The sequence below is a fragment of the Arthrobacter sp. NicSoilB11 genome, assembly GCF_019977375.1.
Classification (GTDB): domain Bacteria; phylum Actinomycetota; class Actinomycetes; order Actinomycetales; family Micrococcaceae; genus Arthrobacter.
The window spans coordinates 1,488,128-1,503,545 of the sequence record NZ_AP024657.1 but is presented as its reverse complement, the minus strand read 5'-3'; the positions used below and the strand labels follow the sequence as shown (position 1 = coordinate 1,503,545).

Annotated in this window: 9 protein-coding genes; all 9 read right to left on the bottom strand. The window is 69.1% G+C overall.

All coding sequences use genetic code 11. The annotated features are described in order from the left end of the window. Positions 1-159 precede the first annotated feature (159 nt). The 9 genes from LDO14_RS06960 to LDO14_RS06920 all read right to left on the bottom strand — a co-directional run bounded on the left by LDO14_RS06960 (position 160) and on the right by LDO14_RS06920 (position 15,311). Entirely contained in the window at positions 160-969 is an 810-nt protein-coding gene (locus LDO14_RS06960) for an inositol monophosphatase family protein (protein ID WP_018771887.1), read from the bottom strand. Further along, entirely contained in the window at positions 966-3,218 is a 2,253-nt protein-coding gene (gene ligA, locus LDO14_RS06955; protein WP_223995156.1) for an NAD-dependent DNA ligase LigA, read from the bottom strand. Before ligA ends, LDO14_RS06960 begins: the two co-directional genes overlap by 4 nt. Before the next feature lie 140 nt (positions 3,219-3,358). Continuing rightward, entirely contained in the window at positions 3,359-3,982 is a 624-nt protein-coding gene (locus tag LDO14_RS06950; RefSeq protein ID WP_223994567.1) for a hypothetical protein, read from the bottom strand. Between the two features lie 123 nt (positions 3,983-4,105). Then, positions 4,106-8,551, bottom strand: coding sequence for an FtsK/SpoIIIE domain-containing protein (locus tag LDO14_RS06945; protein WP_223994565.1), 4,446 nt, complete (start codon positions 8,549-8,551; stop codon positions 4,106-4,108). Continuing rightward, positions 8,548-9,252 carry a hypothetical protein gene (locus tag LDO14_RS06940; protein ID WP_018771884.1) on the bottom strand — a complete coding sequence of 235 codons (705 nt, stop codon included), beginning with the start codon at positions 9,250-9,252 and terminating at the stop codon, positions 8,548-8,550. The genes LDO14_RS06945 and LDO14_RS06940 overlap by 4 nt, the downstream gene beginning before the upstream one ends. Before the next feature lie 78 nt (positions 9,253-9,330). Continuing rightward, complete coding sequence (locus tag LDO14_RS06935; RefSeq protein WP_223994563.1) at positions 9,331-11,112, bottom strand: serine/threonine-protein kinase; 1,782 nt, start codon at positions 11,110-11,112, stop codon at positions 9,331-9,333. After that, positions 11,109-13,115 carry an FHA domain-containing protein gene (locus LDO14_RS06930; RefSeq protein WP_223994561.1) on the bottom strand — a complete coding sequence of 669 codons (2,007 nt, stop codon included), beginning with the start codon at positions 13,113-13,115 and terminating at the stop codon, positions 11,109-11,111. Before LDO14_RS06930 ends, LDO14_RS06935 begins: the two co-directional genes overlap by 4 nt. Then, on the bottom strand, positions 13,102-14,034 hold the full coding sequence (locus LDO14_RS06925) for a protein phosphatase 2C domain-containing protein (protein ID WP_018771881.1): 933 nt from the start codon (positions 14,032-14,034) through the stop codon (positions 13,102-13,104). The genes LDO14_RS06930 and LDO14_RS06925 overlap by 14 nt, the downstream gene beginning before the upstream one ends. Continuing rightward, a complete protein-coding gene (locus tag LDO14_RS06920) occupies positions 14,031-15,311 on the bottom strand; it encodes an RDD family protein (protein ID WP_018771880.1) in 1,281 nt (426 codons plus the stop codon). Before LDO14_RS06920 ends, LDO14_RS06925 begins: the two co-directional genes overlap by 4 nt. Between the last annotated feature and the right edge of the window lie 107 nt (positions 15,312-15,418).

Sequence of the window (15,418 nt, the reverse complement as noted above, 5' to 3'; positions counted from 1 at the left end):
GCCCAGGTTCCGGCGGAAACGCGCTTTCCGTGATCGAACTATCAGAACGGGTGAGCGGTACCAGTGCAGTACCAGTGCAGTACCAGTGGGCAGTGCCGGTGTTGCAGAGCCGGTGTTGCAGAGCCAGTGTTGCAGAGCCGGCCCGGCTTCCCGCGCCGCCTAGAGCGGAAACTTGCCGCTCAGCTCCAGGCTGGCCGCGCACGTCCAAGCGTCGAGCCGCTCCTCATCGGTGGGACCGCCGTCGAGCGGGCTGGTCAGGCGTGGCCTGCGCACCCAGCAGCCGGCTTCCTCCGCGATCAGCGCCCCGGCCGAGAAATCGTGCTCGTTCAGGCCCCTCTCGCCGTAGGCGTCATGCGTTCCGTCCGCCACCATGCACAGGTCCAGGGCCGCGGAACCAAGCCGGCGGACATCGGCAAACCCATCCATCAGGGTGGCGAAGGCGGCAGCCTGCTGGGAGCGGATGCCGGGTTCGTAACTGAATCCGGTGGCCAGGATCTGCCCGGTCCGGCCCGGGACCGGGCCCTCAAGCCTGGTGGTGGTTCCGCGCTCCTCCAGCCAGGCACCCCGGCCGCGGGCGGCGTAGTAGATCCGGCCCAGCGCCGGGGCGTTGACCACGCCGGCCAGCCAGGCGCCGTCGGAGTCGGCAACAGCCACGGAGGTGGCGTAGTAGACGATGTTGCGGATGAAGTTGGTGGTGCCGTCCAGCGGGTCGATGGACCAGCGGTAGCCGGTGGGATCGGCGGGGCGGGTGGTGCCCTGTTCCTCGCCGGTGATGCTGTCCCCCGGGCGGGCCGCGGCAATGACGTCCCGCACCGCGTTTTCGGCGGCGACGTCGAAGGCCGTCACCCAGTCCCCGGCCGCCCCCTTGTTGCTGGCGTCCAGCGCGGTGCCGTCCCGGCCGGAAAGGACCCTGGCACCGGCAGCGGCTGCCTGTTTGGCGACCTCCAGCAGTTCCGATGCGGACGTCATGCGTTCTCCTCCACTGCGGCCGGTACGGCCGCTTCCCCGTTGGCGTCCCCGTCCGCTCCCGGCGCTGCCGCATCCCCCAGGGCTGCCGCATCCCCCAGGGCTGTCGCATCCCCCAGGGCTGCCGGGCCGCCGTCGAGCAATTGCCGGAACCCGTCCTCGTCCAGCACTGGAATCCCCAGCTGCTCTGCTTTGTCCAGCTTGCTGCCGGCACTTTCGCCGGCCACCACGTAACTGGTGTTTTTCGAAACGGAACCGGCCGCCTTTCCGCCGCGGAGCAGGATGGCCTCCTTGGCCTCGTCGCGGCTGAAATTGGGCAGCGAGCCGGTGACCACCACCGTCAGCCCTTCGAGCGTGCGCGGCATGGATTCGTCCCGTTCGTCCTCCATGCGCACCCCGGCGGCGGCCCAGCGGTCGATGATTTCAAGATGCCAGTCCTCCGCGAACCATTCCTTCAGCGCGGCGGCGATGGTGGGACCCACGCCGTCCACATGGGCCAGCTCCTCCTCCGACGCTGCCCGGATGCGGTCCATGGAGCCGAACGCCTGGGCCAGGGCCCGGGACGCCCGCGGGCCCACGTGCCGGATGGACAGGGCAACCAGCACCCGCCACAGGGGCTGGGTCTTGGCCTTTTCGAGTTCCTTGAACAGCTTCTGCGTGGTGGCGGTGGGCCTGGACGGCGACTTGGCCGTGCCCTTGCTGAAGAAGTACGGCACCAGCTCGTAGTCGCCGGTGGGAACGCCCTTGGTTTTCTTCTCCCTCCGGATCCGGACGCCGGCCAGGTCCTCGGGGGTGAGGTCGAACAGTCCGGCTTCGGAGGCCAGGGGCGGAACATCAGGTTCGGCCGGCTGGGTCAGCGCAATGGCCGCTTCCCAGCCCAGGGCCTCGATGTCGAAGGCGCCACGGCCCGCTACGTGGAACACCCGCTCACGAAGCTGCGACGGGCAGGACCTGGCGTTGGGGCAGCGGACATCCACGTCCCCCTCCTTGGCCGGGGCCAGCGGAGTACCGCAGGATGGACATTCGGTGGGCATCACGAAATCCCGCACGGGCGGGTCCTGCTGGTCCCGGAGGGCCAGCACCGGGCCCACGATTTCGGGGATGACGTCGCCCGCCTTCCGCAGGACCACGATGTCGCCGATCTTGACGCCTTTGGCCTTGACCACGTCCTGGTTGTGCAGGGTGGCCATTTCCACCGTGGAGCCGGCCACCTTGACCGGCTCCATGACCCCGTAGGGGGTGACGCGGCCGGTTCGGCCCACGTTGACCTGGATGTCCAGCAGCTTGGTGTGGACTTCCTCCGGCGGGTACTTGTAGGCCACGGCCCAGCGCGGAACGCGGGTGGTGTTGCCCAGGGCCCGCTGGGTGGCAAAGTCGTCCACCTTGATCACGATGCCGTCGATTTCGTGGAGCAGCTTATGGCGCTGGTCCCCGTAGCGCTTGATGAAGCCAAGGACGTCTTCCCTGGTCTCCAGCACCTCGAAGTACGGGCTGACCGGCAGGCCCCACTCCTTGAGCAGCCCGTATGTTTCCGACTGGCTGCCGGCCGCGAGCCCCTCGCGGGCGCCGATGCCGTGGACGAACATCTTCAGCGGCCGCTTGGCCGTCTCCGCGGGGTCCTTCTGCCGCAGGGAACCGGCGGCCGCGTTGCGGGGATTGGCCAGCGGTGCCTTGCCGGCTTCGATCAGGGCCTCGTTGAACTCCGCGAACGCCTTGGAGGGGATGAAGACCTCCCCGCGCACCTCCATTTCGGCGGGGAAACCGCTGCCGCGCAGTTCCTGCGGGATTTCCTTGATGGTGAGCAGGTTGTGGGTGATGTCCTCGCCCGTGGTTCCATCGCCGCGGGTGGCAGCCCGCACCAGTCTGCCGTCGCGGTACAGGAGGTTGACAGCAAGGCCATCGATCTTGAGTTCGGTAAGCCAGGCTGCCTTGGTGCCGCCGTCCCCGATTTTTTCGATGCTGGCCTCGGCCCGGTTGAGCCAGGCCTCAAGCTCGTCCAGCGAGAAGACGTCTTCCAGGCTGTACATCCGCTGCAGGTGCTCCACGGGCGCGAAGGCGGCGGATACTTCGCCGCCCACTTCCTGCGTTGGCGAGTCGTTGGCCACCAGTTCCGGATGCAGCGCCTCGATCTCCTCGAGGCGGCGGAAGAGGGTGTCGAACTCGGCGTCCGAAACCAGGGGTGCGTCCTCCTGGTAGTACGCGAACCGGTACTTCCGCACCAGGTCCGCGAGGTTTTCGTATTCCTCGCGGATGGCTTCGGTGGGAACGGCTTCGGGCTCGTGTGGTTCCGCGGTTCGGGTGGCGGTCTGTTCTGCGGGTCCTGGTCCTGTGCTCACAGACCTATCTTGCCTTACACCTGCGACAGCCAGCGGGCAGGGCGGCGTGAACGCTGTCAGTGCGAGCGCAGCCGGTTCCGGTTTCGGTTCCACCAGGCGAAGGCGCCCGCGGAAACGCCCACCAGCAGCGTTCCAAGGGCGATGGGCAGGAGCGCAGGTCCGCCGGGGCCCTCGTCACGGGCAGGGGCAGCAGCGGCAGCCATCCGGGCAGGCCCGGGAGTCCGGTTGACCGGGCTGTTCCAGTCCACCCCGCTGGAGGGGCCGGTCGGCGGCCGGTAGCCGGCAGCGGGTGACGTGGTTCCGGTGGCGGACCCATCCGGGAGTTCCGCTGCCGTGGCGGGAGGCCCGGCCGGTTCGGGAGTGCCTGCCTGCGGCTGCGCGGCTGGCTCCGTTGGCTGCGGCTGGAGTGGCTGGGCGGGAGGCTCGGCGGGTGGCGCCGGCTGGGCCGGCGGCTGGGCAGCCTCCTTGGATTTGCGGGGCCGGCCGGGGTCGGGGTTGTCGGCAAGGATGGGCACGCAGACAAGACCGCAGTCTGGTGGGGCCTGGGTGCCTGCCGTCGGAGAGGGGTCCGCGGTTGCAGCCAGCGCGGGACCGGTGGAAAACAAGCCGAGGGCCAGGGCAAGGACAGCTGCTGATGACGTCGTCGAAACAGTGCGGAGGATCGGGGCGGACGGGGTCATTGCTACCTTTCGATGCGCGCAGTCCCCCCACCGCGGCTTTCTGGTGTCCCCGGTAGTCTTCTACAACGTCCTGCGGGGCCGCAAATCCCGACGGATCGCGGCCCCCGCATTCATCGGCGCTGTTCAGTCCCGGTTTTCGGGCGGGAGCGCCACCTGGATTTTCCGTGCCTTGCCCCGCCCCACCACGTACCCGCGGCCCGGAATGAAGTCCGGGCTGACCCGGCCCAGGGACGTGTTGAGCAGGCTGTCGCCCTCAATATCCCCCGGGTTCAGCAGCAGGCCGCGGCGGCCCGATTTGAAGGGCTGGGCAAGCTGCCAGGCGGAGGACCAGGTGGAGGATTCGGACTCGCCGATGACCCATTGGTCTGCTTTGAGGGACGCCGTCACCAGCTGCGCCATTCCTGACTCGGCGATGGTGTCGGTGAACTCGGTGAGGCCCTCGATGAAGAAGGCCACGGTGCCAGGGTTTCCGGTGGAGTGCTCCACCAGGTCCTCCACCACTTCGGCGACGTCGTCCGGGCCCACCACGGCGCGGTTCCAGATGGGGAGGGACGCGACGGCGGACCGGCGGGACCCGAGGTAGACCAGTTCCGTGGCGGGATTGGACCGGCGCAGCGCGTAGGCCAGGGTGACCAGCGCCACGGTGCGCCCCGAGCCCGGCGGGCCGGCCAGGAGCAACGGTCCGCGCGCCATGAGTTCGGCCGGTTGCAGGGACTCGTCGTCCACTCCAATAACGGGCAGGTCGGGGCTGCCGGCCGGCAGGACATCCAGGTCCACCTGCTCGGGGAGACGCTCAATGCCCGGGGCGGTTTCCAGGCCCTGCCGCTGCATGGCTTCGCTGAGCTTATGGACCTCGCGGGCCTGCAGGGCCAGGTTCGAATTGCCGCCCAGGACGGCCAGCTGGACTTCAAGCCCGTCCAGCAGCCCACGGCCCGGGGGCGACGTGGCCGTGAGGACATCCCTGGGAACATCCATGGAAATGTAGTCGTCCTCAGAGGACAGGCGCAGGACCAGGCGGCGCTGGATGGAGGCGAGCAGGGACGCGGGGACGGCGTTGGGCCGGTCCCCGGTCACCACCAGGTGGATGCCCAGGGTCCGGCCGTCCGTGGCCAGCTGCAGGAAGATGTCCCAGAGCCCGGAAAGCTTGCTGTGCTCGTACGCCTCACGGAAGGCTGACATGCCGTCCACCAGCACGAAGATCCGCTTCTCGTCCGGCCGGTTGGCCAGCCTCCGGTACTCCACGATGGTGGAGGCGCGCACCTCGGCGAACTGCGCGGAACGCAGCTCGGCGATGTCCCGGAGGAGGCGCAGCAACCGCCCGACGCGTTCGACGTCGTCGCCATTGATGATTTCCCCCACGTGCGGAAGCTCCTCAAGCATCCGCAGCCCGGAAGAGCCGCAGTCGATGCCGTAGACGTGGACGGGGCCGCCGCGCGGGGTGACGGCCGCGGCAATCGCGATGCCGCGCAGGGCGGCGGACTTGCCGGAACCACCGGTGCCGTAGATGGCCATGTTGCCGTCGCGGTCAGGCTCGTAGAAGACGGTGGGCTGGTCCTGGTGGACGGGGTCGTCCGCGACGCCCAGCAGCAGCTGTTCGTCGGTGCGGGGGTTGGGCAACTTGGAGAAGTCGTAGGTCTTGGCCAGCTCGTCCAGCCATGGTTTCCGCGGCGGCCGGATGGCCAGGGTGTCCGCCGCGTGCACGATGGTGGAGGTCATCCTGGCAATGTCGTTGGGACCGGCCGGTTCCGGGGCCGCAGGCTTTTCGGGTGCCGGAGCTTCCCAACTGGGACCGGAGCCGAAGGCCATCTCCACGATGTCGATCTGGGGGCGCTGCGGTTTATCCGTGGTCCAGCCGCCGGCGTAGCCGGTCTGGAATCCCTGGATCCGTCCGGGCCCGGTCTTGGCGGCACCGCGGCCCGGGATGGCGGGGTCGAAGTAGGCCGCATCCGGCACCCCCAGGATGTCGGTGGCGTCGTCCTCGTCGGCCATGCGCAGCGCCACCCGCAGGTTGGTGTTGGCGCGCAGGTTGTCCTTGATGACGCCCGCCGGCCGCTGGGTGGCCAGGATGAGGTGCAGGCCCAGGGAGCGGCCGCGGGCGGCGACGTCCACCACGCCGTCCACGAATTCGGGCACGTCGTTGGCCAGCGCGGCGAACTCGTCCACGATGATCACCAGGTACGGCGGCGCCTCCGGGTCCGCCTCCCGCTGCAGGGCCAGCAGGTCCTTGGCCTTCTTCCGGTTCAACAGCTGCTCGCGGTAGTGCAGCTCCGCGCGCAGGGATGTGAGGGCCCGCCGCACCAGGTGCGGGGAAAGGTCCGTGACCAGGCCCACCGTGTGTGGAAGGTTGATGCAGTCGGCAAACGCCGCTCCGCCCTTGTAGTCCACGAAGAGGAAGCTGACCCGGTCGGGGCTGTAGGCCGCAGCCATGCCCATGACCCACGACTGCAGGAACTCGGACTTGCCGGCACCGGTGGTGCCGCCCACCAGGGCGTGCGGTCCTTCGTTCTTCAGGTCCAGGTACAGCGGCTCGATGCCCTTGGAGCCCACCAGCGCCCTGAGGGTCCCGTTGTCCTTGCGGTTGGCCACGGCGGTGGCGTGCAGGGAGTTGTTTTCCGTCCAGCGCTCCACCACGGCCTGCGGATTGTCCAGGAAGTCCTTGCCGATCAGGGCCGCATAGGACACCGCGCGGGGCAGGTCGGAATCGTCATTGACCGGCTTGCCCACGTCAACCACGGGCGCCAGCATCCGGGCCAGCTGTGCTGCGAGCTCCGCGTCCACGCTCTCGCAGCTGACCGGGTAGGTGTGGCGGCCCAGCCGGACCTGGCCGGTGGTGGTGCCGTGGTCGCCGTCCACCACCATGAAGTCACGGCAGGCAGCCGGGAGTGACTGGATGTCAGTGGCCACCCACAGGATGTGCACGCCGGAGTCGGGACCGCGTTCGGCCAGCCGGGTCAGGCGGCCGCGGTCCACCGGGGCGTCGTCCTCCACGATGACCAGCACGGAGGGAAGGACCGGCTCTTCGGGCTCATGCTTTACGGGGTCGATGCCGGGGCGCAGGTCCGGGCCTGACCGTTTGGCCGCCGCCTCCCGGGCGTCGACCAGGTCCTCGAGGCGGGCCAGCAGTGAGGAGCCGCCGGCCGACCCCGCGGCAAGGTGGTCCCCGCCCAGCGGGCTGTGGCCCGAGCCTACGTGCGGCAGCCACTGCAGCCAGTTCCAGCGCTCCCGGGACTGGGCGGACGTGATGGCGGTGAGGACCACCTCGGCCGGGGAATGCAGTCCCACCAGCTGCAGCACCATGCCACGGGCCACGTCGTCCACCAGGCCGCGGGCGCCGGCGATCCCCAGCGCGCCGGAGGTGCGCAGCTGGGACACCACGGGGACGCCTTCGATCCCGCTGAACTGCTTGATGCAGTCCTGGATTTCGCGGCTGTACTGGACCTCGGTGTCGTTGCTGGAGGGCTCTTCCAACGGGATGCGGGACGGCGCGGTCCCCAGCCCGAACCGCAGGCCGAGGAACGACGGGTGTTCCGGCCGGTGCGTCCACAGCAGCGGCCCCAGCTTGTAAATCGCGTCCACCGTGTCGCTTACGGACGGCGCTTCCTGCAGCCGGACCGCGCGTTCCACCTGCTGCAGCTCCGTAAGGTCCTGCCGGAATGCGGCCATGGCGGCGCGGAACTGCTTGAGCTGCTCCTTCTGCTGCTTCCGGGTCCGCATTGTCTGGTCCACGTGGTGGCCCACGATGAACAGGGGCATCATCAGCATGAACACCATGGAGAGCACGTTCTGCGTGACCGCGAAAATGACCGCGCCCATCATCAGCGGTGCCACCAGCATGATGTAGGGGAAGGGATGGTCCTCGGGGCGCTTGGGCCCGGCAGGAAGAACCCGCTTGGGGACGTCGAAGCGGGGCACCACCCGCGGGGAGCGGTTGAAGTCCACCAGGGGCGACGTCGGCGCTGCCGCATGGTTGTGGCCCAGCGGCACCACGGTGACGGTGGTGTCACCCAGGGTCACCGTGTCGGAGGAGTTCAGCGTGGCCCTAGTGACGGGCAGCCCGTCCATCAGGAGGCCGTTGGCGGAGTTGGTGTCAACGATCTCGATGCCTTCGCCTACCGTGATCCGGGCGTGCCGTTTGGAGGTCAGCGGATCCGTCAGGCGGATGTCCACGTCCCGGTCCCGGCCAATGTAGCTGGTGCCGGTGGGCAGCGAGAATTCGCGCCCGGCGTCGGGCCCTGACAACACGCGCAGGGTTGCGGCGGCAGGTCCCCGGTTGGCCCCGGGTTCGTGGAACTGCCCACTGACCTGGGCCAGCGATACCACCGAGCCGGGGCGCAGGCCTGATTCGAGGAGGTTGTCCTCCCGGGCCAGGATGTTCCCGCTGATGCCGGCACCCACGAATGCTTCATCAATCCGCAGCGAAAGGTTGTCCGGCGCGGGGGTGCCTTTGCGGGCGGGGTCCGCCGTCCACAGGACGGTGGCGATGTCGGCCACGGTGGCCATGCCGTCCACCGTGACGGCCAGGTCCTTGGCGTCGGCGGGTTCGCGGCGGAGTGTCAGCCGGATCCTCATCCTTCGTCCACGCCCCTCATCTTCTCCAGCAGGTACAGGTCATCGGGGGTCACCAGGTGGGTGGTGACGGCGTGTTCAACCAGGCGTGCCCGGCGGTTGGTGGCCAGCTTGCCGCCGCCGCCGCGCAGTCCCGCCACGCCCACCCGGTCCAGCTTGTCGCAGACGTTGTCCAGCTTGCGGTTGAAGCGCGTCAGTGCCCAGCCCAGGGTCTTGGCGGCCGCCGCGGAGGACGGGATGGTGCTGAAACCGGTGCCCTCACGCCGGAGCACAGGCTCGGCGAGCGCCACGATCAGCGCCTTCTGCGCGTCCGTGAAGACCACGGGGCCGATGGTGGTGTCCCCGTTGCCGGCTTCTTCGCGGGCTTCCTGCCGGAAGGACGGCGTCTTCACGTGCACGGCGAACTCGTAGGTGGTGGGCCCCGCCGTGAAGATGACATTGGTGTGGCTGAACACCAGCGGAATCCGCGCACCGGGTGACAGCCAGGCCTGCATGCCGCCGGAGGCGTCAGCCACGGTGGCGGAGAGCATGCTGCCCACGTTGCTCAGCCACCAGATGCCGTCGTAGCGGGCGACCTGCAGGAACTGCCGGTGCAGGTACGGGTTGTCGTCCACCTCAAGGTCGCCTTCACGGCCGATGTTGAAGATGTCCTCATCCGATGGCTCGTACCATTCGCCACAGAAATCTATTGCTAGATCCCCCATGATCTGTGCCTCCTCAAGGCAGAACTGTTGCGGTAGTCGGAGTGGTGGTGTTGCCGTGAAACCGGCAGTGCGGGACGTTCATTGGCCGGTGCAGGCGATGGAACCGGACCCCAGCGGTGAGAACGCACCGTCCGAGCGGACGATCATGACCTGGATGCAGGTTTGCCCCGACGGGTTGGGCCTGAGCCGGACGGGCGCCTGCGTGATGGATTGGTAGTCGCCGCCCCCACCGATGGTATAGACCCTCCATTTGTAGGTATCGCCCGGCTTGGGGTCGGGGTTGTTCCAGTAGAAGGATGCCTCGCCGTTGGTGTCGACCGTTCCGGCCAGGCCTTCGACATCGGGCACGGTGCCGCTGTCCAGGGCGTCCGCAGGGGGTTTGCTGGCCTGCTGGGTTTCCACCGCCTTGGGGGTGCCTGGCGCCGTGTTGGCCACCACGATGCCCACCACAGCCGCCAATACCAGGAGGGTGCCGCCGGCGATTGCGAGCCAGAGGTTGCGTTTGCCGTGGTCGGCCTTCGGAGCCGCTTGCGGCTCGTCCGCCTTCACCGCCCGCTGGACTGTTGCGTCCACGGTGTAGCCCGTGTCCTGCGTTCCTCCTGTGCCCGTGACGGGTGCACCGTAGTTGGCCGTCCCTGTGCTGCCACGCAGGACGGTGGACTGCGCCCACTCCCCCTGGCCGGCGCCGTCGTCCGTGGCTGCCGCCGGAGCAGCCGCCCCGGTGGCCGCCGCCCACGTGGTGCGGGCCGGAATCTGCGGCACTGCCGGGGCAGGCTGCCATTGGCTGGGGCTGGCGGGAGCATAGTGCGACGGCGGGAGGGCGCCGCCCCGGGGCCCCGTCGCGTCAGTCCCGGTGCCGGTCGGGTTGGGGCGGGTGCGGGCAGGGAACGTGGGTGCGCTGCCGGTCCGCTCCGGATCGATGGCAGCAATGCTGCGGACGCGCGTCTCCTCGGTGCCGTCGCCCGGGTGGCCCTCCTCCTGCTGCGGCTCCTCCAGGACCTCGAAAGGCGTGACGGAAAGGTTGAGCTCGGCCTGGATGCGCTGCAGGGCCAGAGCGAAGGCGTGGGCCGAGGAGTACCGGGACTGGGGCGATTTGGCCATGGCGGTTGCCAGGGCCAGTTCCAGTGATTCCGGCACATCGGCACGGCCCAGCCGCGGCAGCGCCATGTTGCTGATCCGGTTGATCAGTTCACGCTGCGAGTTGTCCGCGCCCGGCATCACGAAGGGTGAACGTCCGGCCAGCAGGGTGTACAGCGTGGCGCCGAGGGCCCACACGTCCACCATGACGCCGTCAACGCCGCCGTCCCGGAACTGCTCGGGCGGGGACCAGGGAATGGACATGCCCGAATCGTCATCAGAATCCCCGGCCAGGGTGCCGGAGATGCCGAAGTCGGTGAGGGCAGGACGGTTGTAGTCCGTCACCAGGATGTTGGCGGGCTTGATGTCGCGGTGGGCGATGCCGGCGCGGTGGGCGGTTTCGACGGCGGAGGCCACCTGGATGCCGACCGCCAGGACCTCGTCAACGCTGAAGCGCTGCCGCCGGTAACGCACGTCCAGGCTGGGCCGGGAGCAGTACTCCATGGCCAGGTAGGAGTGCCCGTCATCGGTGACTTCCGCTTCGAAAATGGTGACGATGTATGGGTGCGAGGACAGCTGGGCCATGAGGTTGGCCTCGGACTCGAACCGCCGCCGCGCGCCCTCTGTCTTGAGGTCCGAGAGCAGCACCTTGACGGCGACTTTCCGGCGCGGCCTGTCCTGTTCGTACAGGTAGACGTCGGAAAACCCGCCGGAGCCGAGCAGGCTGATGTAGGTGAAGCCCTGGATGCGGGGCGGCGGCGCAACGGGCCGTTTGGAACTCAAGGAATCTCCTCAAAACGCAGTGAGATATTGTCGCCCAGCTCCGCGATGTCGCCGTCGAGCAGGATGGCCATCTCGTTCTGGGCCAGGCGGCGCGGCGGTTGGCCTTCGCGGACCAGGACAGTGCCGTTGGTGGCCTTGAGGTCGCAGAGCATCACGTGCCAGCCCTCAAGCCGCACCTCGACGTGGGACCGGGAAATGTCGCCGCCGGGGCTTGCCACCTGGACGAGCCGCGGCATCACGCCGCCCTGCACCCGGGACACTGACGGCTGCCTGCCGATGACCATCGACTGGTCGAGGTCCAGCAGTTCGCCGGTGGACAGGCGCATGCGGCCCAGCCTGGGACGGGCCACCTGCACGGCATCCGGCAGCAGGGCAGCCCCGCAGGCGCTGCAGAGGGCACGTGTGGGTGGGTTGGCGTGGCCCTGGGCGCAGACGCGGGCCAGCACCATTGGTCCATTGGCGGGGTCCTGCTGGACGGCCGGCGCGTTTGTTGCCGGACCGGACGCGGTTCCCGGCAGGCTGCTTTTCATCACCGTCTGGCCATCGTGGTCGGGGTCGAAACCGGTGCCGGTGCCGGTGCCGGATACAGCAGGCGCCGGTACGACGGGCGCAGGTGCCCCGGATGCCGGTGGAGCCAGTGGCGTGCCGTGGTTTGGCGGCGGGGTGAAGCCAGGGGCGTCGTGGGCCGGCGTAGCTCCCCCCGTGCGCCACGGGACGGAGTCGATGAGGACGCCGGCGGAGGCAGGACGGGGCCGGCCGGAGGGCTCTCCAGTTGTACCGGCACTGGATCCAATTCCAAGTCCGGCGCCAGGTGTGGGTTGGTGGCGGCTGTCGGTCTCTGTCGCAGTCCCGGGACCGGCTGCCGGTACATCCGGGGCCGGGTCCTCCGGGCTGCGGAGGGCGGGCAGGGGTTCGGCTGCCGGCAGGGCCGGGCGTTGCTGCGGGGACACCTGGCCGGAATCGTCGTCAGGGTCCTCACGCACGGCAGCGTCTTCGATGTGCCGCATGACGGTGCGGTCCCAGAGATGGTCATAGGACGTCGTCATCTCCGCTGCGGGACCGGCGCCGGCTCCGGTGGGGGCAACGCCGGCGAAGCCTGTCTCCGGCACCTCAATTGGGGCGGGCTCACCTGAAGCATTCCCCACAGCTTCTCCCTCAGCGCTGCGCTCCCCGCCGGCACCAATCTCACCGTCGACACCACGCTCCCCGTCGACACCAATAATGAAATCCGGGGCAATAGTGGCATCGGGGTCATGGACATCCCGGGCGTGGGCGTGTGCGGCTTCCGCTGGATCGACCACCCCGTCGGCCGGGCGTTCATCAACGTCCTCTTCGATGACCCCCAGCACCGTTTCGGCCGAGGCTGCATGCCCGGGCAGGAGCGTGGTTTCGGGCAGGTCTTCCGCCTCGTCCGGAACGTCCGGCTCCCGCAGGTCAGCCGGGGCGTGGCCGGCGGGAGCAGCAGAAGCCTCGTCGCTGCCGGAAGTTTCCGCCGGTGCAACAGCATCCGCTGCGGCCGGAGCATCGACCGCAGCCGGGCCGGAGCGTGCGCCCAGGGTCAGGGACTGCAGCAGCACCACGCCCTCACCGAGCGGCAGCCCGGGTTGTTCGGTGGCGAGCCCGGCGGTACCGGTGGTCCCAGCCGCAATCGCCACCCGGCACGTGCCGGGGACCACGAATTTGCGTTCGTTCCAGGTGGTCACGTCCCGGCCGTCGAGGTCCACGGCTCCCCCGGGCTGTTCGACGGTGAGGTCGATGTCGCCCCGCAGGAAAACCCGCAGGGATCCGTTGAAATCCAGGATGCCGAAGGATGGGATGCGGGTGAGGGATCCGCCGGAAGTGCTGGTCACGGCGGCGAGGATCTCGTGCGGCTCAGGCCGGCCGGCCAGGAGTTCCCACAATGCGCCTGCGAGTTCCGCGGGCGACCCGGGGCCCAGGAGGACTGCGGTGCGGGACCTGACAATGCCCAGCCAGGTGCCGGGGATGTAGCTAGCGGCGGTCATCGTCCGGCTCCCCGTTGTGGTCCGCGGTCTCCTCCACCGGTGCGGGCAGGGGCTGCGTCACGGCTTCGGATGCCTGCGGCCGCGGCAGGGTCACTTCGTCCCCGTCAGCGGAGGTGAGGCGGGGCGCGGTGGTGCCAGCGCCGTCGTCGTTCGAAACGTTCCTGGCGTCCACCACGATGGCCGTGACGTTGTCCCGGCCGCCGCTGCGCAGGGCGGCCTGGATCAGGGCGTCCACCGCCTCCTGCGGATCCGCCACGCTGCTGAGGATCCGGAGGATGTCATCGTCTGCCAGTTCCCCCGTCAGGCCGTCGGAGCAGACCAGGACGCGGTCGCCTTCCTCCACGGGAAGGAGCCAGTAGTCCGCTTCCGTCTCGTCGCCCGTGCCCAGGGCCCGGGTGACCACGTGCCGCCGCGGGTGGACGGTGGCCTCCTGGGCGGTGATTTCGCCCGCGTCCACGAGTTCCTGGACCTCCGAGTGGTCGACGCTGATCTGCTCGAACCGTCCCTGGCTGAGCCGGTACGTGCGGGAATCGCCGATGTTCACCACCAGCCAGTACGGCATGCCCATCTGTTCCACCACGACAGCACCGGTAAGGGTGGTGCCGGCACGGGCTCCGGTGGCCTCACGGATCGAGTTGTCCGCACGCACCAGGTACTGCTGGAGGACGGCAGCGGTGATGCTCCGCTCCCCCGTGGCCACCTGGGGAATCCCGGCCAGGGCCCGCACGCACAGGCCGCTGGCGATTTCGCCGGCTTCATGGCCGCCCATGCCGTCAGCGACGGCGAAGACGGGATCGGCGGCGATATACGAATCCTCGTTCAACTCCCGGCGGAGTCCCCTGTCCGTTCCGTAGCCGTAGCCGAGGCTGAGTCCCGGCCCCGGCTGGATGGTGGAAACACTGGCGGGGTGCTGGTTCATGCCTGTCCTAGGTAAAAGGTACGGTCTCCAAAGTGCACGCTGGATCCCGGGGTAACAAACGTGGGGACGCCCGGCACCAAGGGGGTGCGCAGGCCGTCCGGGGTGGTGACGGCGCTTCCATTCGTTGACTGGCGGTCCGTCACCCAGATGCCCGCGCCGTCGGTGAGCAGGTGCAGGTGCGTCTTGGAGATCGAACGGCCGGGGTCATCCACAGCCAACAGCTGGGCCTGCTGTTCCCCGGCCTGCCCCACCGGGTTCCGGCCCACCAGGACGCTGCGGTCCAGCTGGAAGTCGCGGCCGTCGTCCAAGCGGATACGGAGGACGGCCACAGGGGCGGGGCCGCCGGTTCCGGGCCGCACCTGGGTGCGTTCGACGTCGTCGTCCACATGCGGCGGGGGCATCCGGTGGCCGGCGGCGGGCGGCGGCGCGAAGGAGGCAGGTGGGCTGTAGGGCATGGTCTGCCACGGCAGGGCGGCCGACGGCGAAGGTGCCTGGGGTGCCGGAGCCGGAGGTTGCGCCGCAGGGGTTTGCAGAGGGGCATGAGGGGCTGGGTGTACAGGGGCTGGGTGTCTGGGGGCTGGGTGTCCGGGGGCTTGGTGTACGGGAGTCTGGGCCACGTTGGCGCCGGCCACCGGCGACAGGACCTGCTGCACGGGCGGCAGGTCCAGGGGCGCGAAGCTGTAAGGCCCTTGGATGCCACCGGTGGTGATGGGGTCGCGGCCCGCCTTGACATCGAACACCAGGGTCTTGGCGGCGGTGTCATTCCAGCCCCGCAGCCCGCCGTCCCTGTCCCACCGGCTGGAAACCACCACCAGCACGGCCCACGCGCCACCCACCAGGAGCAGCGGGCCAAGGATGGGCAGGGCGGCGTCAAACCACTTGAAGACCACCACCAGCACCGCGGCCAGCACGGCCAACAGGATGCCTGCTCCGGTGATGAGGCCACGCAGGAACACGGCGCCGGCGCCGGGAGCGTAACCGTCCTGGTCCGCGCTGCGGATGCCCATCAGCAGGTTCCCGGGCGTTTTGCCGGTGCGTGCTTCCAGCCCGAGCACCACGAAGAGGTAACCCAGGGTCAGGCCAAGGCCGATGCCGCCAAAGAGCACCAGAGAGGACGTGTCATAGACAATGAAGCCACCGCTTCTGGTGCGGGTAATCCCGGCGAATCCGATGGCAAACGTCACCACCAGCACCGCCACCCCAGGCAGCCAATCAATGACGGCAGCGCCAAGCCGCTTGCCCGCCGCAGCCGGAACAAGCTGAAGGTTCACTGCCATTCCCGTTCCTCCCCCTGGAGCGGCCCCCACCCTTGTGGTACCGCCCGTCCTGCCCGGCACGGTACCCGTATGCAAGGTGCCCGCTTGCGCGGTGCCCGTCAATGCGG